Annotated in this window: 14 protein-coding genes; 4 read left to right on the top strand and 10 right to left on the bottom strand. The window is 45.6% G+C overall.

What is annotated here, in order from left to right; all coding sequences use genetic code 11:
• Nucleotides 1-57: 57 nt before the first annotated feature.
• From QT984_RS23620 to QT984_RS23605, 4 genes are all read right to left on the bottom strand, one after another.
• A complete protein-coding gene (locus QT984_RS23620; protein WP_333057303.1) occupies nucleotides 58-1,728 on the bottom strand; it encodes a dynamin family protein in 1,671 nt (556 codons plus the stop codon).
• 14 nt (nucleotides 1,729-1,742) lie between these two features.
• Nucleotides 1,743-3,818: a dynamin family protein gene (locus QT984_RS23615; protein WP_333375088.1), complete on the bottom strand. Its 2,076-nt coding sequence runs from the start codon at nucleotides 3,816-3,818 to the stop codon at nucleotides 1,743-1,745.
• Between the two features lie 33 nt (nucleotides 3,819-3,851).
• Nucleotides 3,852-4,184 (bottom strand): hypothetical protein, encoded by a 333-nt coding sequence (locus tag QT984_RS23610; protein WP_333245086.1) that lies wholly within the window; start codon nucleotides 4,182-4,184, stop codon nucleotides 3,852-3,854.
• Nucleotides 4,185-4,498: 314 nt separating this feature from the next.
• Nucleotides 4,499-5,020, bottom strand: a complete 522-nt coding sequence (locus QT984_RS23605; protein WP_333057299.1) for a pentapeptide repeat-containing protein — start codon at nucleotides 5,018-5,020, stop codon at nucleotides 4,499-4,501.
• A 227-nt stretch (nucleotides 5,021-5,247) separates the two neighbouring features.
• Between QT984_RS23605 and QT984_RS23600 the strand changes: the two genes are divergently transcribed.
• Complete coding sequence (locus QT984_RS23600) at nucleotides 5,248-6,786, top strand: SagB/ThcOx family dehydrogenase (RefSeq protein ID WP_333057298.1); 1,539 nt, start codon at nucleotides 5,248-5,250, stop codon at nucleotides 6,784-6,786.
• Between the two features lie 198 nt (nucleotides 6,787-6,984).
• On the opposite strand, the gene mnmE is transcribed toward QT984_RS23600, so the two are convergent.
• Together mnmE and QT984_RS23590 are read right to left on the bottom strand one after the other, a co-directional pair.
• On the bottom strand, nucleotides 6,985-8,370 hold the full coding sequence (mnmE, locus tag QT984_RS23595; protein WP_333375086.1) for a tRNA uridine-5-carboxymethylaminomethyl(34) synthesis GTPase MnmE: 1,386 nt from the start codon (nucleotides 8,368-8,370) through the stop codon (nucleotides 6,985-6,987).
• A gap of 50 nt (nucleotides 8,371-8,420) precedes the next feature.
• Nucleotides 8,421-8,630, bottom strand: a complete 210-nt coding sequence (locus tag QT984_RS23590; RefSeq protein ID WP_333057296.1) for a hypothetical protein — start codon at nucleotides 8,628-8,630, stop codon at nucleotides 8,421-8,423.
• Between the two features lie 502 nt (nucleotides 8,631-9,132).
• Here QT984_RS23590 and QT984_RS23585 point away from each other — a divergent pair.
• Both QT984_RS23585 and QT984_RS23580 read left to right on the top strand, forming a co-directional pair.
• Nucleotides 9,133-11,331, top strand: coding sequence for a tetratricopeptide repeat protein (locus QT984_RS23585; protein ID WP_333375084.1), 2,199 nt, complete (start codon nucleotides 9,133-9,135; stop codon nucleotides 11,329-11,331).
• 153 nt (nucleotides 11,332-11,484) lie between these two features.
• Entirely contained in the window at nucleotides 11,485-13,674 is a 2,190-nt protein-coding gene (locus tag QT984_RS23580) for a tetratricopeptide repeat protein (RefSeq protein ID WP_333057293.1), read from the top strand.
• A gap of 499 nt (nucleotides 13,675-14,173) precedes the next feature.
• Here QT984_RS23580 and QT984_RS23575 read toward each other — a convergent pair whose 3' ends face one another.
• The 4 genes from QT984_RS23575 to QT984_RS23560 form a co-directional block, all read right to left on the bottom strand.
• On the bottom strand, nucleotides 14,174-15,607 hold the full coding sequence (locus QT984_RS23575; RefSeq protein WP_333375082.1) for a protein adenylyltransferase SelO family protein: 1,434 nt from the start codon (nucleotides 15,605-15,607) through the stop codon (nucleotides 14,174-14,176).
• 557 nt (nucleotides 15,608-16,164) lie between these two features.
• Complete coding sequence (locus tag QT984_RS23570) at nucleotides 16,165-18,576, bottom strand: GH116 family glycosyl hydrolase (RefSeq protein WP_333375080.1); 2,412 nt, start codon at nucleotides 18,574-18,576, stop codon at nucleotides 16,165-16,167.
• A 284-nt stretch (nucleotides 18,577-18,860) separates the two neighbouring features.
• Nucleotides 18,861-19,466 (bottom strand): Uma2 family endonuclease, encoded by a 606-nt coding sequence (locus QT984_RS23565; protein ID WP_333058342.1) that lies wholly within the window; start codon nucleotides 19,464-19,466, stop codon nucleotides 18,861-18,863.
• 41 nt (nucleotides 19,467-19,507) lie between these two features.
• Nucleotides 19,508-20,053, bottom strand: coding sequence for a gamma carbonic anhydrase family protein (locus QT984_RS23560; RefSeq protein WP_333211075.1), 546 nt, complete (start codon nucleotides 20,051-20,053; stop codon nucleotides 19,508-19,510).
• A gap of 644 nt (nucleotides 20,054-20,697) precedes the next feature.
• Here QT984_RS23560 and QT984_RS23555 point away from each other — a divergent pair.
• The coding region (locus QT984_RS23555) for a reverse transcriptase N-terminal domain-containing protein (protein ID WP_333375078.1) at nucleotides 20,698-20,882 on the top strand (185 nt) is incomplete at its 3' end.

Raw genomic sequence — 20,882 nt, 5'->3', positions numbered from 1 at the left:
CATCTTGCCTGTTCTTGAGGATTTGACAGAGCCATCAAAGTAATATAAAATCTCAAATCATATAACTTTTATTCTCTCCAATTGTGCTTCTAAGTTCTCGATTAAATTATTTACTAACTGTAACTGGTACTGTTGAACATTCATATTTAATGGCTCTTTGCTGTCTTGAAAACAGATAACTTTTCCGGCGATTTCCTTATAGTGTTGCAGCATGGAAAAAGTATCGGTACTGAAGCGAGCGAGATAGTTTTTAGCAGCCTCGCTGCAAATTTCCGTTACTTGATTTAGATAAGCTTCTGGCGATTCAGGCGGCTTTTCATACCCAGTTCTTTTATTCAAAATATAGCTAGCACCGCCGACTACTGCGGCTCCCACGGGCCCGCCCAATAGCCAACCTAAGCCTGTGGCGATCGCCACAGGAGTCACTTCACTGTCGATCGACTTTTGAGCTGGAGGTGGTGGCGGTTCCGGTAAGCTAACTTGCGGGGATGGAGGAAAGGAAATCAAAAGTGCGATCGGCTGTTCTTTATCAAAGAACTCGCAAGCTTTATTTACCCATTCTGCGATGGTTTGCTGCTGCTTCAACACCTCTCGCTCAAATTTTAGCTTCCAGGCATCAAAACTCCCTTCCTGGAGCGACAGCGCCATTTCCGATTGATACCGCTGCAAAAGTGTGGGCTGGTAAAGCCAAATCTCGAAATCGGAAACGCTGGCTTGAAAGCCTTTTGATATCAGTTTTTCAGCTTTTTGTTTAATTTCAATTTTGTCTTTGTGCTTCTTTTGAGCAGCGGCTATTTCTGCGGTGACAGTTTCAGCTTTGGCTCGAAGAGATTGGCAAATTTTAGTAGCTATAGCTTCAATTCTGGGCAACTTAACTGCTAGTTGTTCCTGTCGATCTGCCACAATACTCTGCAAAGCCGATTCAAAGCTGGCAATTCCTGTAGTTTGGGCGGCCGCCACATCTCCTTTCAGCCTCGCCCTCAAAGCCGGCAAAGCATCGACGCGGTAGATATTGCTGATATTGTTCGGCAAGTTCGAGCGAAAACTTTCGGCAACAAACAACAAGCGATTGTAAACTTGTTTTTGGTCGTCTGGTTCGAGTAGATTGAGAAAATTGGCAACAAAGACGACTGTGTTGATGTTGCGATCGCTCAACCAATCTCTCAAGTTCTCCCGTTCGCCTAAAGTCATCAATTTGCGAGCATCTAAAACCTGCACAACCAAATCAGCCGTTAGCAATTTATCCCGAACCAAATTATCCTGTTCTTCGCGATCGTTGGTTCCCGGCAAATCCAGCAATTCCACACCGGTTTGCAGGAATGGATGGGGACAGTAAACATTCACGGCTGCCACATCATCCCGCATTTGTCTCGCGTCGTCAAGGATGGCGTAGCGTTTCAAAACATCAGTCCCCGGTTCGCTAATTTCCGTGCCGTCTTTCAGGGTAATTTTTGCGCGCAATTCCTCGCCGTAGTTGACATAAATGGCAGCACCTGTAGTGGGCACAAGGTCGATCGGCAAAGCACGATTTCCAAGCATTGCATTGAGCAAAGTTGACTTGCCGTAGTTAAACGGGCCAAAGACAGCTATTTGAAAAGTTGGTTTGGCGAGATACTCGCAGATTGAGGTTGTATCTAGATAAAGTTGGGAGTTTTTGTCGAGTTCGAGAATACCGAGTGCTGATTTGAGATTGTCGGTGAGGTATTGATAAATTTCGGGTTGTTGCATATTGTTGTTTTATTTCAAGCGGATGCTAGGAAAGCTTGATATAGCGATTCGATACTCTGCGACTCCGCAGAAACATCAGCCTCCAATTTTTTCAACCGCTGTGATTCAGCCTGACAATTAATCTCGCGAGATTCCTTTTGTTCCAGCAAATTATCTAACTCTGATTTCCGAGAATTGATATCACCATTCATGCGATCGCCCACTTCCCGCCCGTAAACATCAAAACACTCTTTTACAGCATCGTGAATCGGCTGCCACTGCTCTTGAGCCACCTGCGGCAGATATTTAACTAGCTCTTTTTTCGCCGCTTTCACCAACTGTTTATGAGCTCCGTCTGCTTGCAAAACCCCAACACCCATCCCCAATAAAGCCAAGTACAGCGGCCCCAAAACAATCCCCGTCAAACTAGCAAGAATCGTACTGACGCTCAACACAGTAATTAAGTTTAGCAGGATATTTTTCCAATCAAAACCTGCTCCTGCCATTGCTACGCCTGCCAGATTCCCGGTCGTTAACGAGAACAATCCCATCGCCCATTTTGCCCAACTGGGCGAGTTATCTTCGTTCGAGTTGCTGACTGCTGCTGGTATTTTTTGTCCCGTTAGTTTTTCGGTGATTTTTTCAGTCACTTTCGTGTAAGATGCTCCGTAATTTGCGGCACTTTTCGAGAGTTGCGAAAATGCTGAATTCATCTCTTGTTCAGCAGTTAGAGTCCAAGCTGCTAGTTTGTCATTGATGTACTGCTCGAATGCTCGTTTGAGCGATGCTTCAAAGGCTTCTCGCTTGCCTTGGCTGAAGAAATCCAGAAATCTCAGTTCAGGTTGATACCGTAAGAAATCTGTTTCAAAGGTATTTTCTAAGTTGAGAACGTAGGTGCGGAAAGAATCTGCGATCGCCCGCGATTTACTATCTCTAACTTCGATAATTTCTTGTTGAAACTCATCGCGAATGTGAGTCAGCTTCTTAAACTCCGGCTCAACTGAATTAATCTTTTCCTTCAACTCATTGACATCGCGATCGAGTAATGGTAATCTGCGCCCAACAGTTTCGCGGACACGAGCAGAAATTTGACGCGCCAAAGTCCTCGCCGGACGCAATTCCGAAATCGCTCTTTCCTGGGTCAAAAACGTATTTAGTGCCGCCATAAACTCTGGAAAACCAGTTCCTGTCAAATCCGCATCCGGGTTTTTCATCCGCAATCTGAGCGCCTTAATTGAGGTAATTGCAAACACTCGCTCGTCGTAAATGTCGTGGCCTTCTGTTAAACAATATTCAGCCAAATTAGCTTGAAAAACCCGCCGCAGTTTCCCTTCTGCTTCTGCCAATTCTTCAGGATCATCCGGGTCAATCAAACTTTCCCGCACCTGATCCCAAGCATTTATCAGGAAGAAAATGCTCAATCCGCGATTTTTGATGTAATTTTCTAGATAGCGTCTTTCGCCCATTGTGCAAGGCTGAGTGGCTCTAAGTACAAATAAAATAGCGTGGCAGTTGTTGATGTAACCGAGAGATAATTCATTCCGGGCTTCTGTATCGTTCAGTCCGGGACTGTCTACTATTTCTATGCCTTTTTCCAGCAAAGGTAAGGGATATTCTACTACGGCGCAATCGATATCTGGAAATGCTGGTTTCTTTTCTTCTTCTAAGCGTTTTGCCTCAGCGGGGTCAATTGTGTAGTTCTGTTTAAAACTTTTAAAATCTAGCTGTTTTGGGCTTTTGCCGTCATTGAAATAAACGGTGACTTTTTTTTCTGAACCGTAGCGCAAAATCGTCAGCAAAGCTGTACAGGGGTTTACGTCGCTGGGCAGTAAGTTTTCGCCGATTAACGCATTGAGAAAAGTGCTTTTACCGCGTTTCATGTCGCCTAGCACTAGCAGCCGAAAGACTCCTTGGCGCAAGTTTTTACTGGCGACATCAATGTCGGCGTTGTCTGTTTCTAAACCGAGTTTTCCCGATGCTTCTCCTCCTGCTAATTCTGATTGGTTGATGGCTGTGGCGATGTTGCTGAGGCGAGTGGCAATTTCTCGGCGGACGGCGGCTACTCGCTCTAAATCGTTGAGAAAGTTGCTAGTTTCTACTTTAAGGTTCATGGGTATTTCCTGATAGTTTCCTGCTTGAAATTCTCAACTTTTGTCTTCTTCAATAAACATTTTGTAAGCTATGAAAGCAATGCCTCCCACTATCAGCGCCGCTGCCAGCCAAGATGCTATGCGAACTGCAACGATAACAGCAATGACAATGCCTGTAAATTGAGCGGCTGCTATAATTTTTCTGCGCCACTGTTTGAGTTTGCCGTTAACTTGGCTGTCGGGTTCTTGGTACTTGCTTGTTAGATGTTCGGGCACTGAGCGGTCAATTTCGGCTTCTAGTTCGCGGAGCCGAATTTCTTGTTCGCGCTTCCGCAGTTCTTGTTCTTTGCGCCGGAGTTCTCTGGATTTGTTGTCTGGAGAATTCATAAATTTTAGCCTGTTTTTCGCTGAAAAAATGTGTTATTTATTGTCAATGTTGCGGAGCGATAAGTTCTCTACGACTGTAACTCACCTTTTCCGGCGTGTCGAGAAATGTTAAGAAATTTTAAAAAGGGCGATTCCCTACGGGATAGCTACGCTGTCGCGCATTTAAATTGTATATTCAGGGCGGGCTTTTAGGCCCACCCCACCCCACAAGACGGGGAATTGTTTTTTAACAGACAATTTAAATGTAGAACAGCTTACGCTTCACGACTAATTAAGCCGATCGCCCTACGCCCTAGATTAGCCGCTGCCAATCATCAATAGCCTTCGGGGCCGATAGTAGTGCGATCGCACTCGGCTTCCGACAAATCAACCAAGCGCGATCGAAATAAGTTGCATCCCGCTAATTGAGCTTTGGTTAACTTTGCTTTCTCCAAATTAGCACGGCTCAAATCCGCATATCTCAAATCGGCATTCGTCAAATCTGCATTGTACAAATCCGCACCTTGCAAATTGGCTTTCTGCAAATTAGCACCTTGCAAATTGGCGTGACGCAAATTTGCTCTTGATAAGTTTGCTCTTGATAAAGTTGCTTCCGACAAGTTAGCTTGATAAAGTTGAATATCGCCCAATTCAGCATCTTGCAAATCAGTTTTATAAAGATTGGCTTGAGTCAAATTTCCGTAGGGCAAATAAGCTCGCCTCAGAACGCTACCAGAAAGATTTATTTCTGTCAAATCTGCTTGAAACAAGTTATCTTCACTTAAGTCAACTGCGTTAAAGTTTCGCTGGCCCTCAGCATACTGAGCGAGCAATTCCTCAGCGCTTAGCTTTTGCATTTTCACCCCTCATGACGACAGCTACTGCAGCCAATCCATAACAGTAATTAATGGTTATTATTCTGCGTATTTATACTTAGGCATATTCTTATGTTAAGCTTGTGTAACAACAGTCGCATTTTTTCTAAGATTTTTTTTATATTTGTAAATTTCTGCCTTGCTTAACCAGTAAGCGGTTAGTAATGTCAAGATCGATCGAGAAACCAAAGCCAATCCTCTACTGAAATATGCCAGAACTTCCTCTCTCCATTGCTCAGCACTACCACGAACGGACAAAATACGACCCTGAAACCATTGCTGCTAAAAGCAAACAGCTAGATTGGACAGAGCAACCTGTGCCTTTCAAAGAATATAAAATTGGAGCGTATTTTGACCTCAAGCCTTATCTCAAAGACCCCTCGGAGGATGCCGATGCCGATCCCGATGCCGCTTGGTGGCATCGGTTATCTAGCTTGTTGCTGTGCAGCTACGGGTTGACGGCGAAAGTGCAGACGGTAGACGACAGCTACCTGTATTTGCGATCCGCACCGTCGGCGGGTGGACTCTACCCAGCAGAGGTTTATTTAATTTCCCGTGGCACTGCCCAGTTGCCGGCCGGACTCTACAACTATCAGTGCAGAACTCATTCACTTGTTCATTTTTGGGACAGTCAAGTTTGGCCGACATTGCAAGCAGCTTGTTTCCAGTCGCCCGCGCTAGAAAATACCCAATTGGCGATCGCCATTACCACTGTTTTTTTCCGTTCTTCTTGGCGTTACGAAGACCGAGCTTATCGGCGAATTTTTCTAGACACCGGTCATTTATTGAGCAATATCGAGTTAGCTTGCGCCGTCAACGATTACCGACCTCACCTGATTGGAGGATTCGCCGACGAAGCTGTCAATGAATTACTGTACATCGACTCGGATCAAGAAGGAGCAATTTGTGTAGTTGCTTTAGCCGACTTGCTAGATATTGACCAAAACTTGCCTAAATTTAAAACAGCTTTGCCCGGAAACACCACCACTGATTACCCGAAAATTTCCGAAGGTCAACTGTTAAAATACCTCCACAAAGCGACGCATTTAGAATCAGACCCTACCGGATCTGACGGCTGGAAAGTTGATGAAAATGAAGGGGAATTAGAAGATAAATACAACTTTCCCTTTTGTACTAAAGTTTCGACTGTCACTCCTTCGATTCCTTGGGGAGTGAACCTGGAAACTTTAGAAAACACTATGCTCAAAAGGCGTTCGACCCGTGCTTATACAGGTGCTTCTTTGAGCTTGGGCGAACTGCTAGCTATGCTGGATTTTACTTACCAGCCGCAGCACTATATCGACCAAGGATTAGACGGTAATCCAGACTATTTCGATCTAAGTTTGATCGAGACTTTTATTGCTGTTTCGGGAGTGCATGGGTTAGAAGAAGGCTGTTACTATTACGCTCCGAAAGCTCAAGAATTGCGGCAAATTCGGTTTAAGAATTTCCGCAGGGAATTGCATTTTTTGTGTTTGGGGCAAGACTTGGGCAGAGATGCGGGGGCGCTGTTATTTCACACGGCGGATTTGAACAGGGCTGTAGCAAAATATGGCGATCGAGTTTACCGCTATTTGCACATGGACGCGGGTCATTTGGGCCAGCGGTTGAATTTAGCAGCTATGCAACTGCGTTTGGGTGTCAGCGGTATCGCGGGCTTTTTTGACGATCGCGTCAATGACGTTCTCGGTATTCCTGCGGGTGAGGCTGTGCTTTATATTACCAGTCTGGGAAGACCTCGATCGTAAGAATGAGCGAATCGATTTTAGATTTTAGATTTTAGATTTTAGATTGAAGGATTGGCCGGGCTGATTTACGGTAGGAACCACTCAATCTGCCAAAAATCAACCAAGCGAGTCAGTCAATCTTCTGAATTTTCAAGTGATAGCAGTAAAGTGAGGATTGCAAACCTGTAATAGAGAGGTTTTACGTAAGTCCTGCTATTGCTATTTGCCAATGCAAAACCTGCTAAATATTCTGTCGAGCACTGATTCTGTCACTTCTTCGCCCGTAACTTCTCCCAATGCTTGAATTGCACCGCGCAAATCTATTGTCCAGAAATCTAAAGGCAATTTATTGCTCATAGTCTCTGTGCATTGTTCCAGAGAAATTTTAGCTTTAGTTAAGGCCGCTGCTTGTCGCTGGTTGATTGCTAAGTCGGAGTTGGCTGCTTGCAAATTTCCCCCGCTGACAGCATCTAAAATTGCTGTTTCTAAGTCTTCTATGCCTCGGTCGATGGCGGCGGCTGTGGTAACTATTGGGTGAATTTCTGAGGAAAAAGGTAGTTCGGGGAGGGTTTTTACTAAGTCGATTTTGTTGATAATTATAATTAGCTGGCGGTGCTTTACTTGTTCGTAAATTTCCGAATCGCCCTCTGTCCAACCAGATGTCGCGTCAATTGTCAACAACACTAAATCGGCTTGTTTTGCTGCTGCGCGCGATCGCTCAACGCCAATTTTTTCTACCTTGTCTTCGGTTTCTCGAATGCCCGCAGTATCGAGCACCTGCACCGGAATGCCGCCCACAACTAGCTGCGATTCTACCACATCCCGCGTCGTACCGGGCAAATCCGTGACGATCGCCCGATCGCTCTTACTCCACGCATTCAACAAACTCGATTTTCCCACATTCGGCCGCCCAACAATCGCTACTTTCAAACCGGTTCTCAACAATTCTCCGCGATCTGCCGTCGCCAAAATTGTTGACAATTCCTCCAAAACATGATTTATTTCCAAAGATGTTTTAGCTTCATCTAAAGGCGGCAAATCTTCCTCAAAATCAATTCTCGCCTCAATTTCTGCCAACACGTCCAAACAAGTTGTTCTCAATTTGCGAATGGGCTGCGCTAATTTTCCCTGCAAACTGGCCAAAGCACTTTGTGCAGCAGCGGGCGATTTTGCTCCCACCAAATCTGAGATACTTTCAGCTTGAGTTAAATCCAGCCTCCCGTTCAAAAAAGCCCGCAGCGAAAACTCTCCTGGCGCGGCTAATCTCGCCCCATGTTCCAAACACAACTGCAAGACTTGCTGCACGGCCATAATGCCACCGTGACAGTGAAATTCCACCACATCTTCGCGAGTAAAAGAACGCGGCGCTTTCATGATTAGCAGCAAAGCTTCATCGACTAATTCTTGAGTTTTGGGGCGGCGGATGTGACCGTAAAGAATGCGGTGAGACTCCCAAATTTGCCGTCCTGGGGCGCGAAACAGAGTTTCGGCAATTTTTAAGGCTGCGGAACCGGAAACTCGCACAATGCCGACGCTGCCTTGTTGGGGAACTATGGCGGTGGCGATCGCTGCGATCGTTCCTCCTTTTGTTAGTGATTCAGACATTTTTATTGTTCACACATTTAAAAGTTCTCTCAATCTCCTGTTTTTGAGTATCAGGCAATTGCTTCTCGGTATTTGAGAGTATAAATCTCTAGTTCGTCATTCAAAAAATTAAAATAGTCGCCCTTTAGGGCAAAATGCACCAGTTTCCGGGTCGAAGCGTAGGAGATATTTGGTAATCTTTTCCCTAGAATCGCTAATTGCTCGTCGGCTGCGAGAGACCAGATAACTTGAATTAGGGATTCAACCACTTGTACGTTCATTTGACTGACCTCCGGCTTGGTTGTTAAATTATACATATCTCATTGACAGGATAAACAATTTCAGCATTTTTTTTCTAAAATATTAGAAGAGCGTGGCAACAGCGATGGACTTGGCTAGCCAATCCGATCGCCCGTTTGTCCAGTCAGTCGATTTTAGATTTTAGATTGACTCCACAAATGAATCGGGTAGCTTGAACAGGGGTCTAAAATTTTGGGAGGCTAACGACTCCTGTCGGAAAGCAACTATCGGTTTTTGGGTAGGAGTCACGGATCGATCGAACTTAAATTACTCAGCCAAATATTTTGGCTATTCTGATTTCATGCGATAATGGAAAATTGACAATCAAGCATCCAGGATACAAGCCCCCGGATTCATCCGTGGAGAAAGAAAAAACCTGTATCCGATGAAACTTGCCCCCCGAATTTATCTGTGGGGTCAATGCTTCAATCTAAAATCTAAAATCTAAAATCTAAAATCGATTGACAGGGTAGAGGGCAAAGTATGATTGGTCAACTTCTAGACAGACGTTACCGCATCATTAAAGTCACAGACTCAAGTGAGGTGGGAAAAACTTATCTAGCAGCAGATACTCACCGTCCCGGGTATCCGCAATGCACGGTTAGAGAAATGCGGCTACCCGGCACAAGTTCGCAAACTCCAGAATTAGTCAAAGTTTTATTTCAAAGAAACGCCGAAATAATTGAAAAATTGGGAAAACACGACAAAATCCCGGAATTATTGGCGTATTTTGAGGAAAATCAAAGTTTATACTTAATTGAAGAATTTATTGCCGGATTACCTTTAAGTCAAGAACTAATACCCGGTCAACCTTGGGATGAAGACCAAGTAATTAATCTGCTATCAGAAATATTAGAAATTTTGGTGTTCATCCACGAGAAGGGTTTTATTCACCGCAGAATTCAACCAGACAGAGCGATCCGGCGCGAGTCTGACGGCAAATTTGTATTGGTAGACTTTAGCTTAGACAAAGAAATTAACCCGGAACTTGCTAACTGTCATTTGTTGTCGCAAACTTCCCCGAACTCTGTTAAACGGCCTGTGGCAAAAAAACAGGATTTGGCGGCTCAGGAATTATACGTGCCGATCGAGCAATTGAGCGGCAACCCCCGTTACAATAGCGACATCTACGCTCTAGGTACGATCGCCCAGATTGCCGTCACGGGACTCTCACCCAACGAACTGAGTGCCTTAAAAAACAACAAAAACGAAATTCCCTGGCGAAACCGGGCAACTTGTTCGGTCGCCCTAGCAGATATTATCGATCGAATGGTGCGCCCCGACTGCGAGGAACGTTATCAGGAGGCCGCCGAAGTTTTAGCAGACATCAAACAAATCGCCGTAAAATTGGAGGTTGAGCCGCCGCCAGCCACAATCATCACGGACGCTATGAGTCAACCGCGAAGACAAAGCCAAACCAAACTGCTGCTGTTGGCTGCAACAGCGGCAGCTTTAATCTTGTCGGCACTGATGATTTACTTTTGGCAGAGTCAAAGTCCGGCGAGGTCAAAAGAATTGTTGGCCCGCGGCGTTATCAAGGCGCAGCAAGGTGACACAACAGGCGCGATCGCCGATTATACTCAAGCGATCGCCCTGAATGCCAGCGATGCGGAAACTTACTACAAGCGGGCAAACGCTCGCTACGACACGGGCGCCACCGAGGAAGCAATACAGGATTACACGCAAGCAATTAAAGTCAATCCCAGCCACACCAAAGCTCTCTACAATCGAGGTATGGCCCGCCTCGACATCGGGGACAAGCGGGGGGCCGTGGAAGATTTCACCCAAGTAGTGCGACTCAATCCCAGCGACGGTGAGGCCTACTCTCAGCGGGGTTTGGCCTACTACGATTTGGGCGACTACCGCACAGCAATTGAAGACTACACTCAGGCAATTCGGCTCAGTCCCAACGATGCTACAGCTTACAGCAATCGGGGTTTAGCTCGATCGGCAGCAGGCGACAAAACAGGAGCAATGGCAGATTTTACTCAAGCCCTGCAAATTAGCCCCAAACAAGCTGGCGTATACTACAGTCGTGGTCGAGCGAGATTTAATCTGGCAGATTATCAAGGAGCGATGGAAGATTATACTAAGGCGATCGAATTACAACCAGATCTCGCCGATGCTTATACCAATCGGTGCAGCGCTTACTTGAATTTGGCCACCTACGACAAAGCGATTGCAGATTGCACCGAAGGAATTCGCCTCGATCCAAAAGATGAAGCAGCTTACAACAACCGCTGCATTGCTTATCTGAATTTAAAGCAATTTCAAAAGGCTAGCGAAGATTGCAGTTTGACGATCGGACTCAACGGCAACAATCCCAAAGCATACAGCAATCGAGGATTAGCTCGATCGGCTTCAGGAGACAAGCAGGGAGCTTTAGAAGATTTTACTCAAGCAATTCGGCTCAATCCCAGCGATGCAGTAGCTTACAGCAATCGCGGTACTATTTACTCAGAACTAAAAAATTACCCTTTAGCAGTTGAGGATTTCGCTCACTCGCTGCGGCTCAACCCCAACAATGCTAGCGCTTTTTATAGCCGGGGCCTCGTCCGCCGCCAACTCAAAGACCGTGCTGGGGCGATCGAGGATTTTCAGAAAGCTGCAACCCTCTTTCTAGAACAAGGAAGAGCCGATGGTTTCCAAAACGCACAATCACAAATCAACGACCCTAAATAAACTATTAGTCACCATTCAGATGTTAAAAAAAGCAGAAAAAAGTCAGAAGGGAGAAGAAAAAAGGAAGAAACAAGAAAGCAAAATTACCAATTACAAATTACCAATTACAAATTACCAATTCCCCGTTACCAATTCTAAATTATAGATATGAACATGGTTGGTCAACTTTTAGACAGGCGTTATCGCGTAGTGCAAATTCTCAGTTCAGGAGCTTTTGGACAGACTTATTTAGCTGTCGATACTCGCCGACCGGGCCATCCTCAATGTGTAGTCAAACAACTGCGCCCTCCCAGCAACACTTCCACAGTTCTCAAAACAGCTTATCGCTTATTTAAACAAGAAGCAGAAATATTAGAAAAGCTGGGAAAACACGATCAAATTCCATTTTTACTAGCTTATTTTGAAGAAGCGAATCAATTCTACCTCGTTGAAGAGTTTGTCCCCGGACACGCCCTAAATAGGGAAATTGTGGCCGGTCAACCTTGGCGAGAAGAACGAGTGCTGGATCTGTTGCAAGAAGTGTTACAAGTTCTCGCCTTCGTACACTCTCAGGGAGTGATTCACCGCGATGTTAATCCCTCCAACTTAATCCGCCGCAAACCAGACGGCAAATTAGTTTTAATTGACTTTGGTTCGGTTAAAGAAGTTGCAAGTCACGTCAGTGACTACGATACCGAATTTCCGCGCACCATTGCTACTGGTACTCCGGCTTATATGCCGATCGAACAATTTCAAGGCAACCCGCAATTTAGCAGTGACCTCTATGCAGTCGGGATGATGGCAGTCCAAGCTATCACTGGTTTACCCGGTACGGATTTGCCAAAATTGCAAGATCCGAGTCCTTCTCATACCGGGGAAATTGTTTGGCGAAACCGAGCTCAATGTTCTGTGGGATTAGCCAATATAATTGACAAAATGGTCTGTCACCAATTTGCCAAGCGCTATCAATCTGCGGATGAAGTTTTGCTAGCTCTGAGCAAGTTGAGACACCGCCAAGAACCGATGAATCCGGCTCACAAGAAAAGTATGGCTCCCACCTTAGTTTCTTCTGATAGTTTTTCGTCACGTTTGGGAAGTCGATTTTGGTTGCTGATTTTGGCAGGCGTCGGGGCGGCAATAGTTCTGATATTTCTGTTTAGTTACTGGCGCCGCCCGAATCCGATTAAAGCTCAGGAATATTACGAACAGGGAGTGGAAAAGTCTCGCAATAAAGATGCGGATGCAGCTTTGCAGGCTTTTAATAAGTCAATTCAATTGAATCCTAAAAATGCTGAGAGTTTTTACCAGCGCGGTAATGCTAATTATGATTTACAAAAATATCAAGAAGCAATTGCAGATTATTCTCAGGCGATCGCTCTCAATCCTAAATATGTTCAGGCTTATTTTAACCGCGGCCTAGCCCGTCACGATTTTAACGACACGCGCGGGGCGATAGAGGATTACACTCAAGCTCTGAATCTCCAGCCCAAGGATGCTGATACATATTATGAAAGAGGAGTTGCTTATTTAGAACTGCAAGATTACAAGATGGCTATTCAGGATTTTAATGAAGTAATTCGGTTGCAGCCGAACCTGGTTAAAGCTTATCATTCGCGGGGGTTGGCTCGTGCTGGGAGTGGCGATTTGCAGGGGGCGATTGGAGATTATACTGAAGCAATTAAACTTGATGCTAAGAATGTTGATGCTTTCTACAGTCGGGGGAGAGCTCGCTTTCACCTAGGAGATTATCAGGGAGCTTTGGCGGATTATTCTCAGGTAATTGCGATCGATCCCAAGAGTGGAGATGCTTACGCTAATCGTTGTAGCACCCAGTTGAATTTAGGAGCGCATCAAGCGGCAATTGACGATTGTACTCAGGCAATTTCGCTGAGCGAGGAGGATGGGGTTCCTTACAACAATCGCTGCATTGCTTATTTAAATTTGAAGGATTATCCCAAAGCAATTGCCGATTGCACTCAAGCGCTGACAGTGAATCCGAATGATTTTAATGCTTTTAACAATCGCGGTTTAGCTCGCAGCGCCGGGGGTGACGCCCAGGGGGCGATCGCAGATTTTACAGCAGCAATCGGGTTCAATCCCAACAATGCTGAAGCTTACGCCAATCGGGCTAAGATTTATCACGAGTTAAAGAATTACAATAGTGCGATCGCAGATTACGTGCAAGCTATTCGGATCAGTCCTAATTATGCTGCTGCTTACTACGGTAGAGGCATGGTTCGTAGCTCCTTGGGAGACAAAGCAGGAGCAATTAGCGATTTAGAAAAAGCTGGCAAAATGTTTCTCGATCAAGGACTTACTGGCGGTTACAAAGATGCACAATTTGAGATTGAAAAACTCAAGTAGTCAATCGATTTTAGATTTTAGATTTTAGATTTTAGATTAAAGAATTGAAGCATTGACCCCACGGATAAATACGTTCGGCAAGTTTCATCGGATACAGGTTTTTTACAGCATATTCCATGTATATTTAGTACACACAATCTTGTAGTAAGTAAGGTGCGTCGCCACCAGTCAATCTGCAAGTTCTATTTAAAAGGTCGCAGATCCGCACCCTACATATTAAAATCACACAACATAAATATAGCAGCTACTGTACTTCATCAACCACCGAATATGCTGTATTTCTCCGTCCTGATTCTGCTTTCGGAATGAATCCGGGGGCTTGTATCCTGGATGCTTTCGGTCATTAGTCATTAGTCATTATTTCTCGGTGTTATATTTCTTATGTGGCAGATTTTTATAATCTCAGATTGCTCCGGGGCTGGTTCACGCTAATCTTTAATACCAACAGAAAATGCAGGTGAACCAGCCATTACGCGCTATTAATTCAAGCTATTATCAATCAATTTTCTGGGTCTTGCAGTCTCTTCACCAACTCATAAAACGGTTCCCAATTATCATCAATAGCTATCGGTTCCCAAACAGCCTCAATCGTCGGTCTCAACAGCGATTGTTCGGGATTGTGCCGCAGCAACCTGTCCGCCATTTTGTCCATATCATCCGCCGACAAACTTTGCAAAACGTGATAATAAAACTGTCGCCAAGGTGCTATCAAGTCCGCCGGTTCCGCCTCAGTAAAAATTAGACTAGCATCATCTCGCCAAGTGCCAGAAAACTGTCTTCGCAGTTCAAAAAAGAAATCGTGATAGCCTACTTGAGACTCCGCCAGCATTTTAATTGTCACCTTCAACAACTCATCTCCATCAGCTTCTGGCAAATCCTCAAATCCCAATCTATTTAGCATCAACCGCCGATAAGCTGCATTATAATAATCGCCAAACTTTGCCAAACCCGCATCCATATCAGCTTGAGGAATCGCCGCTGCTAGCGGTTCCTGAAGCTTCTCTAAATTGTCCCTACAAATCAACGGTTGATTGCCGTAACAATAAAGACCCGAATAGTCAAAATAAGCTGCTGTAAATTGCGGCTTGTAAGTTGGGATAAAAGCGAAAGGCCCGTAATCGAAACTTTCTCCTGTAATTGACATATTATCAGTATTCAGCACGGCCTGGCAAAATCCTGCTGCCATCCACTGAGCGACTAATTCAGCTACTCGCTTGACTAAATCTGCATAAAACAGGGCGTACTTTTCCTGCGGCGAAACACCCGCATTGGTTGCTTCTAAATGCAGTTCAGGGTAGTAATATTCAATAACAAAATCTAAAAGTTTTTTAGTTAAATCCGGGCGGCGGATATAGTGCAATCTTTCAAAAGTTCCAAACCTGATGTGAGAATGACTGAAACGCACCATTACGGACGATCGCGTCGGAGATGGTTCGTCCCCCCGCCACAAAGCATCTCCAGTTTCAACTAAACTAAAACAGCGAGATGTTCTAACTCCCAACCGGTGCAAAGCTTCGGCAGCTAAAACTTCGCGAATTCCCCCTTTGAGAGTGAGTCTACCGTCACCGCCCCGCGAGTAGGGAGTGCGGCCAGAACCTTTAGTGCCGAAGTCGTAAAGTCTGCCGTCAGTACCGCGAACTTGGCCGTATAAGAAGCCTCTACCGTCGCCTAAATTGGGGTTATATGTGTTGAATTGATAGCCGTGGTAACGGAGTGCGAGAAAGGGGCGGACGCAGTGAAATTCCCCGAACGCTTCGATAAAATGTTGGTCGGTTACTTGTGCTGGGTCTAAACCCAATATCGGCAATAATTTGTCGTTGCGGAAGCGGAGAATATGCTGCGGAAAATCGGCCGCAGGGACTTCATCAAAATAGTCGCCACCGAGGGATTCGAGGGCGGGTTCGTAGTTGAGGGAAAGCAAAGGATTTGACATTTTTCTATTTTATCTTGAAATTGGCGATCGCTCCAAATTATATACGGGTAAGGTGCGGACTGCATTGGTGTCAACAATCGCCTCAAACCCTTTTTCTCTCTAGTTTATAGCCGATTTCGATCTCCCTCGCATCCCAGCAGGGCTGTTTCATTTTAAAATTTTAGCATAGCTAAAGTTTGAGCAGGAAACATTAGCGTCTCCCTGGAAGGCTAAAAATTTTAACGGTCAATTTTAGCGATAGTTAAATTAACCGTTTTTCTTGCTAAAAATGGAGTTGATCTCATATCGGATTGACCATAATATCCCGGCCGGGCGGGTTTTTGAGATTGTCAATTATTGGCCGATGTTATTGGTGAACCCGCCCCTACCTGATGAAGGGTAATCGACGGGACATGATATGAAGTCTTAAATTTTTTAAAGTTAAGTGGGATTCACCACCTAATATAGTAATCTAAATCATTTGTGAATTTCTTACTCCCTCCCCACGGGTTCGGGGAGGGTTGGGGTGGGGTCAAAAAAATTACAACTCCTACAAGGATTGCTATCTACCTTTTCCCCTATTTAAAATTAGTCAACACTCCGTAAATCGCCCAAATTGCCATCGCCCGCAAATAGTGACTCGCCCGAAAAGTTCCCCCCGCCGTAATCGCTTCCGGCGTCCGAAACTGCAACCCATTTTCATAAATCTGCTTCACCACCGCATCCGTCAATTTAAACGCTTTCTCCTCCATCCCCATCTGTACCAAAAAAGCCGCCAACCCAAAATTAATACCCGTCCAAACTTCCAAAGGATGAGTCGCATTAGGATTTTCCGGCGAACCGTTCAGCATCACCCCATTTGCCGCACCGAACTCGCCATCGTTGAACTTCAAAAAGCAAGATTCGTACACAGTTTCTAGAGCACTGGCTGCACATTCCGGCGGCACAATATCCGGTAATCCTAACAGTTTCGCGTAAAATTGACCGCACAATTGGTCTGCCATCACCACTTCTGAGTTACTCTCGCTGTCCAAACGGTAATATTGACCGTTCCACAGTTTTTCTTGATAGCTCGGTCTTGCTTGTAGCAGCCAACTGTGATATAATGCTATCTTTGCTTGAGGGTTAGGAATTATCTCCGGTGCTGCATCTTCCAAGATTTCGCCGATCGCGATCGCAGCCTCCAGCGCCGCCAACCACAAACCCCCGCAATAGGCACTTATCCCCCGCATTTGCCAATCATCAAACGTCTGATCCGGTGCTCCAGAATTCTCAGGAATTCCGTCCCCATCCTCATCAAAAGTTTTCAGATAAGCCAAAGCCTCAACAATTGCCGGCCAACACTCTTGCAGAAACTCACAATCTGTGGCGCCAGTCAACAGGAAATCCCGATAAACCTGCAACACAAAATCGCAAGGCAAATCCTTCCACAAATTGCAATCTTGATAGCTAGTATAATTCGTTTTCTCCCAAGGATGTTCGTTAGGAGCACCCAAATCGTGCGGCGTCGCGCCGACAGCTTTTCTAATAGCCGAAGCTTGATTCCAGCCAATAATTCTCGGCGTATCGTCTCCGGCCGAAATTGCCCTAGCAAACGCTAAAACCACCGACTTTTCCAAATCCGGCCACAGCATCAACAAAGCAAAAGAACCGTAAAGCCGCACGTCCAAACTTTCGTACCAGCGGTAATCAATGCACTCCAAAACCGCAAATTGACCCTTGGGATCGCGTTCGTCAGCCGCACTCCAAAGAGTACCGCCGTCTGTCAGGGCGTATAACTCGTTAAACAAAGCCATTTTAAAACTGTCTGACAAATCTTTCCGTTCTAAAATCGGTTTTTGCCAAGCTTCAATATTTTCGCGCCAAGTATCGGAATGCTTCATTGCAGTGCGAATAATCGGCCAAGCATTTTTGCCGTTGCGGCCGAAGAAGTCCGTATAGCGGCGGTAGTACCAAACTCCCGATGCAAACTCAGTAACGGGCAAATCCCAAGCTATAATAAAGGGGATTTTGCGAGTTTTTCCCGGTCGAATAGTAAAGCGAACTGCGATCGCACAAGCCAACTGTTCTCCTGTTGCTGCGGCTGTCTCGTCTTTGTCATCCAACAAGAAACCTTCTGCAGAAAAGTTGCGCCAAACATCCTCGCCATTCCCCGCCGGGTTCCAACGAGTTTGATAGAATACTTCTACCGCCGGATTAGTAATAGTTGCGATCGCCCATTGTCCATCCCCCTCTTGCGGTTCGTCCTCAGCAGTCAACCGCGTCATCACGCAACCGATCCGGTGAAAATCTTCCACCAACAAATTCAAATTTCCGGCACTTTCTCCCCACCGGGATTGATAGTCATAAAATGGACTACCATCATCTCGAACCATGACTTTCGGCGACTTGTTAGCATTAGTAAACCAACCGACAATATTCTCCCAAGTCAGCATGATGCTGAGAGTAATCGGCGCATCTGTAGGATTGTGCGCCACCCATTCAAACATGGCGACTGGGTAACTGCTTTCCTGATAATTGTTCGGCAAAACTGGCGAAAATTGCTCGCAGCTTAATTGAGCATGAAACACATTTTCGTAAACAAACCAACTGCGCGGATACAAAGCATGATAAGTACCAGAATTAGACTCTTCTCTTGTTCCTTCTTTTGGATACCATTTCCAACTCGATAAACTGCCATCGGTAGGCGGTTCAGTGGACAGTGCAAAAGCTTGTTTCTTGCCTTGAGTTTCTTCAAAAACGCTGAACTGACAAGCGGGCAAACTGCGAAAAATGTGCTCGCCGCCGTCAATGTGCCAGAGGTTGAAGTCGCCGCGGGACGATCGCCCGATGCAGCCGGCACCGAACCCGCCCAGAGGCATTCCGTGCCAGGGCCCGTCGTCGAGATTGCTTGCGTAGCGGACTGTATAGGGATTCTCCCAACCGAGGCCGATGGGACGTTTCCAGGTGTGCGGGGGGATGTTTGGAGTAGATGTGCGATCGTTATTCATGTGATTAATCTTAGCGCTCGATCGAGCTTTACAATTTTTTTTATTTTATTTTAAACTTTTATCTATCGAACAAATTCCGAGATTTCCGACGGTTGTTGACTGTAGATTGTTGACTTAAAGTAATTGGGTTCTGGACTCCCGGATTCATCAATTCTCCCATCTCAAATCTCAAATCTCAAATCGCTCGACTGTTGATTGTTGACCAAAAGCAATTGGGTTCAGGGCTGCCAGATTAATCAATTCTCCAATCTAACATCTAAAATCTAAAATTTGTTGTCGATCGCCTAACGCGGTAGAACATCATCTAACCGCAGTTGCAAGCTGGTTAACAAAGGAGAAATAATCCGATCGCCGAGGCGAAATTGTTGCTGCGTGTAATCTTGGTCAATCAGTTGGCAAACGGTGATAGTAGGTTGTTTTGGTTTACCGATAAAAGCCACGCCTCCCAATCCGCGATAATCAACTATCCAATACTCTGGAATCCCTAAAATAGCATATTCTTCAACTTTTCGGGCGTAATCTGTTTCCCAGTTAGTGCTGACGACTTCTACCACCAATTTAATAGATCGTCCCAGCGTAATCACAGGTTCTCTTTCCCAAAGAGGTTCGCTGACAATAGCAGTTTCATCTAACACGACAATATCGGGACGGCGGGCGGTAGCTGCATCTGAAAATGGACGGATCAAACAAGTGCGGGGAATGAACCAAGGTAATTTTTCGGCTGCGATGGCGATGCCGATTTGAGTTGCTAGTTTACCGCTGACGGTTTCGTGGGGGCCTGTGGGTTCCATGTCAACTAATTCTCCGTCAGCGAGCTCGTAGCGGAAGTTGTCACAATATCGATCGAGGAATGTTTCAAAAGTTAGGATTTTTTGCGCGGTGTAAGCCATTGGAAACAAATAGTTTTTTGCTGAAAATCTTATTCTATCAACTAACCAAATCCCAAATCAGAACCTTTCCCCGCGTGAACCAAAGCCAACTTTTCGTAACGCTTAGCGTGTTCCACCAACTCGGCTGCTTCTTCCTCAGAGACATCCCGCAGGGGTTTGGCAGGCACTCCCGCAACTAGCGTGTGAGGGGGAACGTCTTTGGTGACAACCGCCCCTGCACCGACGATCGAGCCTGTGCCCACCCTCACTCCATCCAGGACGATCGCCCCAATCCCGATCAGGCAGCCCCGTTCAATGTAAGCTGAGTGAATCACGGCTCGGTGTCCGACTGTCACGAAATCTTCCAAAACAGTCGGTTTCCCCGGATCGCCGTGCAGAATTGCTCCATCTTGGATATTGGTACTTGAGCCGATCGCAATTCGCTCTATATCCGCCCGCACCACCGCCCCGTACCAGATACTAGCCCCTGCAGCCACCTCTACCCTGCCGATGACAACAGCGCCTTCAGCGACAAAAGCCGCTTGGGACAGATCGGGTCTGGGCCAATAGGAAGGAAGTGCAGACAGAGGTTTGTTGAGATTGCTCATTTGTGATCGTTATACTTCTAGCAGATTAGCTGGTTGTTGATACGGGATATAATAAAAGTATTTGGGTGCGACTCGTTTAATCCAAATGGATAAAGAATATCCAAGGACGATTAGCCTAACCCTCTGGTTAGTGTAACTGATTATACATCTAGGTGCAGGATTCACAAGTCCCTAGTCCTAGTCCGCAAGTGCAGCGGTAAAAGCATATCCCCTATTTTGCTAGGTAGCAACTAACAAAGTAAAGCGGGGATAAAAGGCAGACTACTGGTAGCCGAAACTGGTAACTGCCGAGCAAGAGTTCATGTGTAGCGAAAGCAAAAATGTGTCTGAACCATCGTTATTGTAGATGGTCTAAGGGCTGAATAAGACCAAGCCAAAAGGCAAGGATAGGGCATAGGCGTTTTCCTGTACGACCTATAAGCACTGCCCAGAAACCCGGTGGAGAGCATTACACTAAAAGCTCAAACAATGTATATTCGGAACGAAGTAACTCTCATATATTTCTGGAAACAGGTCGATTACCCAGTAAGTAGCTAACGAATAATATATGAGAGAAGGATTGTGTCAAAAGCCAACGCTCTGTTGTAATGACAGAGATATGCAGACAGACACATGATAACTTCAAAGATAGGAACTCAGTAGCAATGAATAAGTCTAAAACGCGGGATAACCCGACGGTGGAATGGAATAAAATCAATTGGCGAAAAGCTGAAAGATTGACATTCAAGTTGCAAAAACGTATCTATCGAGCAAGTGAGCGTGGCGACGTTAAAGCAGTTCGTAAACTTCAAAAGACCTTGATTAATTCATGGTCTAATAAGGTGGTAGC

The sequence above is a fragment of the Microcoleus sp. Z1_B2 genome (assembly GCF_036700325.1).
Lineage (GTDB): Bacteria > Cyanobacteriota > Cyanobacteriia > Cyanobacteriales > Microcoleaceae > Microcoleus.
This window is presented reverse-complemented; position numbering and strand designations above follow the sequence as displayed.

Excerpts from the sequence above, each read along its gene's own strand:
- QT984_RS23585 (WP_333375084.1), top strand. The coding sequence starts at position 9,133 with ATGATTGGTCAACTTCTAGACAGACGTTACCGCATCATTAAAGTCACA.
- QT984_RS23560 (WP_333211075.1), bottom strand. The coding sequence starts at position 20,053 with ATGAGCAATCTCAACAAACCTCTGTCTGCACTTCCTTCCTATTGGCCC.
- QT984_RS23565 (WP_333058342.1), bottom strand. The coding sequence starts at position 19,466 with ATGGCTTACACCGCGCAAAAAATCCTAACTTTTGAAACATTCCTCGAT.
- QT984_RS23615 (WP_333375088.1), bottom strand. The coding sequence starts at position 3,818 with ATGAACCTTAAAGTAGAAACTAGCAACTTTCTCAACGATTTAGAGCGA.
- QT984_RS23590 (WP_333057296.1), bottom strand. The coding sequence starts at position 8,630 with ATGAACGTACAAGTGGTTGAATCCCTAATTCAAGTTATCTGGTCTCTC.
- QT984_RS23575 (WP_333375082.1), bottom strand. The coding sequence starts at position 15,607 with ATGTCAAATCCTTTGCTTTCCCTCAACTACGAACCCGCCCTCGAATCC.
- QT984_RS23580 (WP_333057293.1), top strand. The coding sequence starts at position 11,485 with ATGGTTGGTCAACTTTTAGACAGGCGTTATCGCGTAGTGCAAATTCTC.
- QT984_RS23620 (WP_333057303.1), bottom strand. The coding sequence starts at position 1,728 with ATGCAACAACCCGAAATTTATCAATACCTCACCGACAATCTCAAATCA.
- QT984_RS23605 (WP_333057299.1), bottom strand. The coding sequence starts at position 5,020 with ATGCAAAAGCTAAGCGCTGAGGAATTGCTCGCTCAGTATGCTGAGGGC.
- mnmE (WP_333375086.1), bottom strand. The coding sequence starts at position 8,370 with ATGTCTGAATCACTAACAAAAGGAGGAACGATCGCAGCGATCGCCACC.
- QT984_RS23600 (WP_333057298.1), top strand. The coding sequence starts at position 5,248 with ATGCCAGAACTTCCTCTCTCCATTGCTCAGCACTACCACGAACGGACA.
- QT984_RS23570 (WP_333375080.1), bottom strand. The coding sequence starts at position 18,576 with ATGAATAACGATCGCACATCTACTCCAAACATCCCCCCGCACACCTGG.
- QT984_RS23610 (WP_333245086.1), bottom strand. The coding sequence starts at position 4,184 with ATGAATTCTCCAGACAACAAATCCAGAGAACTCCGGCGCAAAGAACAA.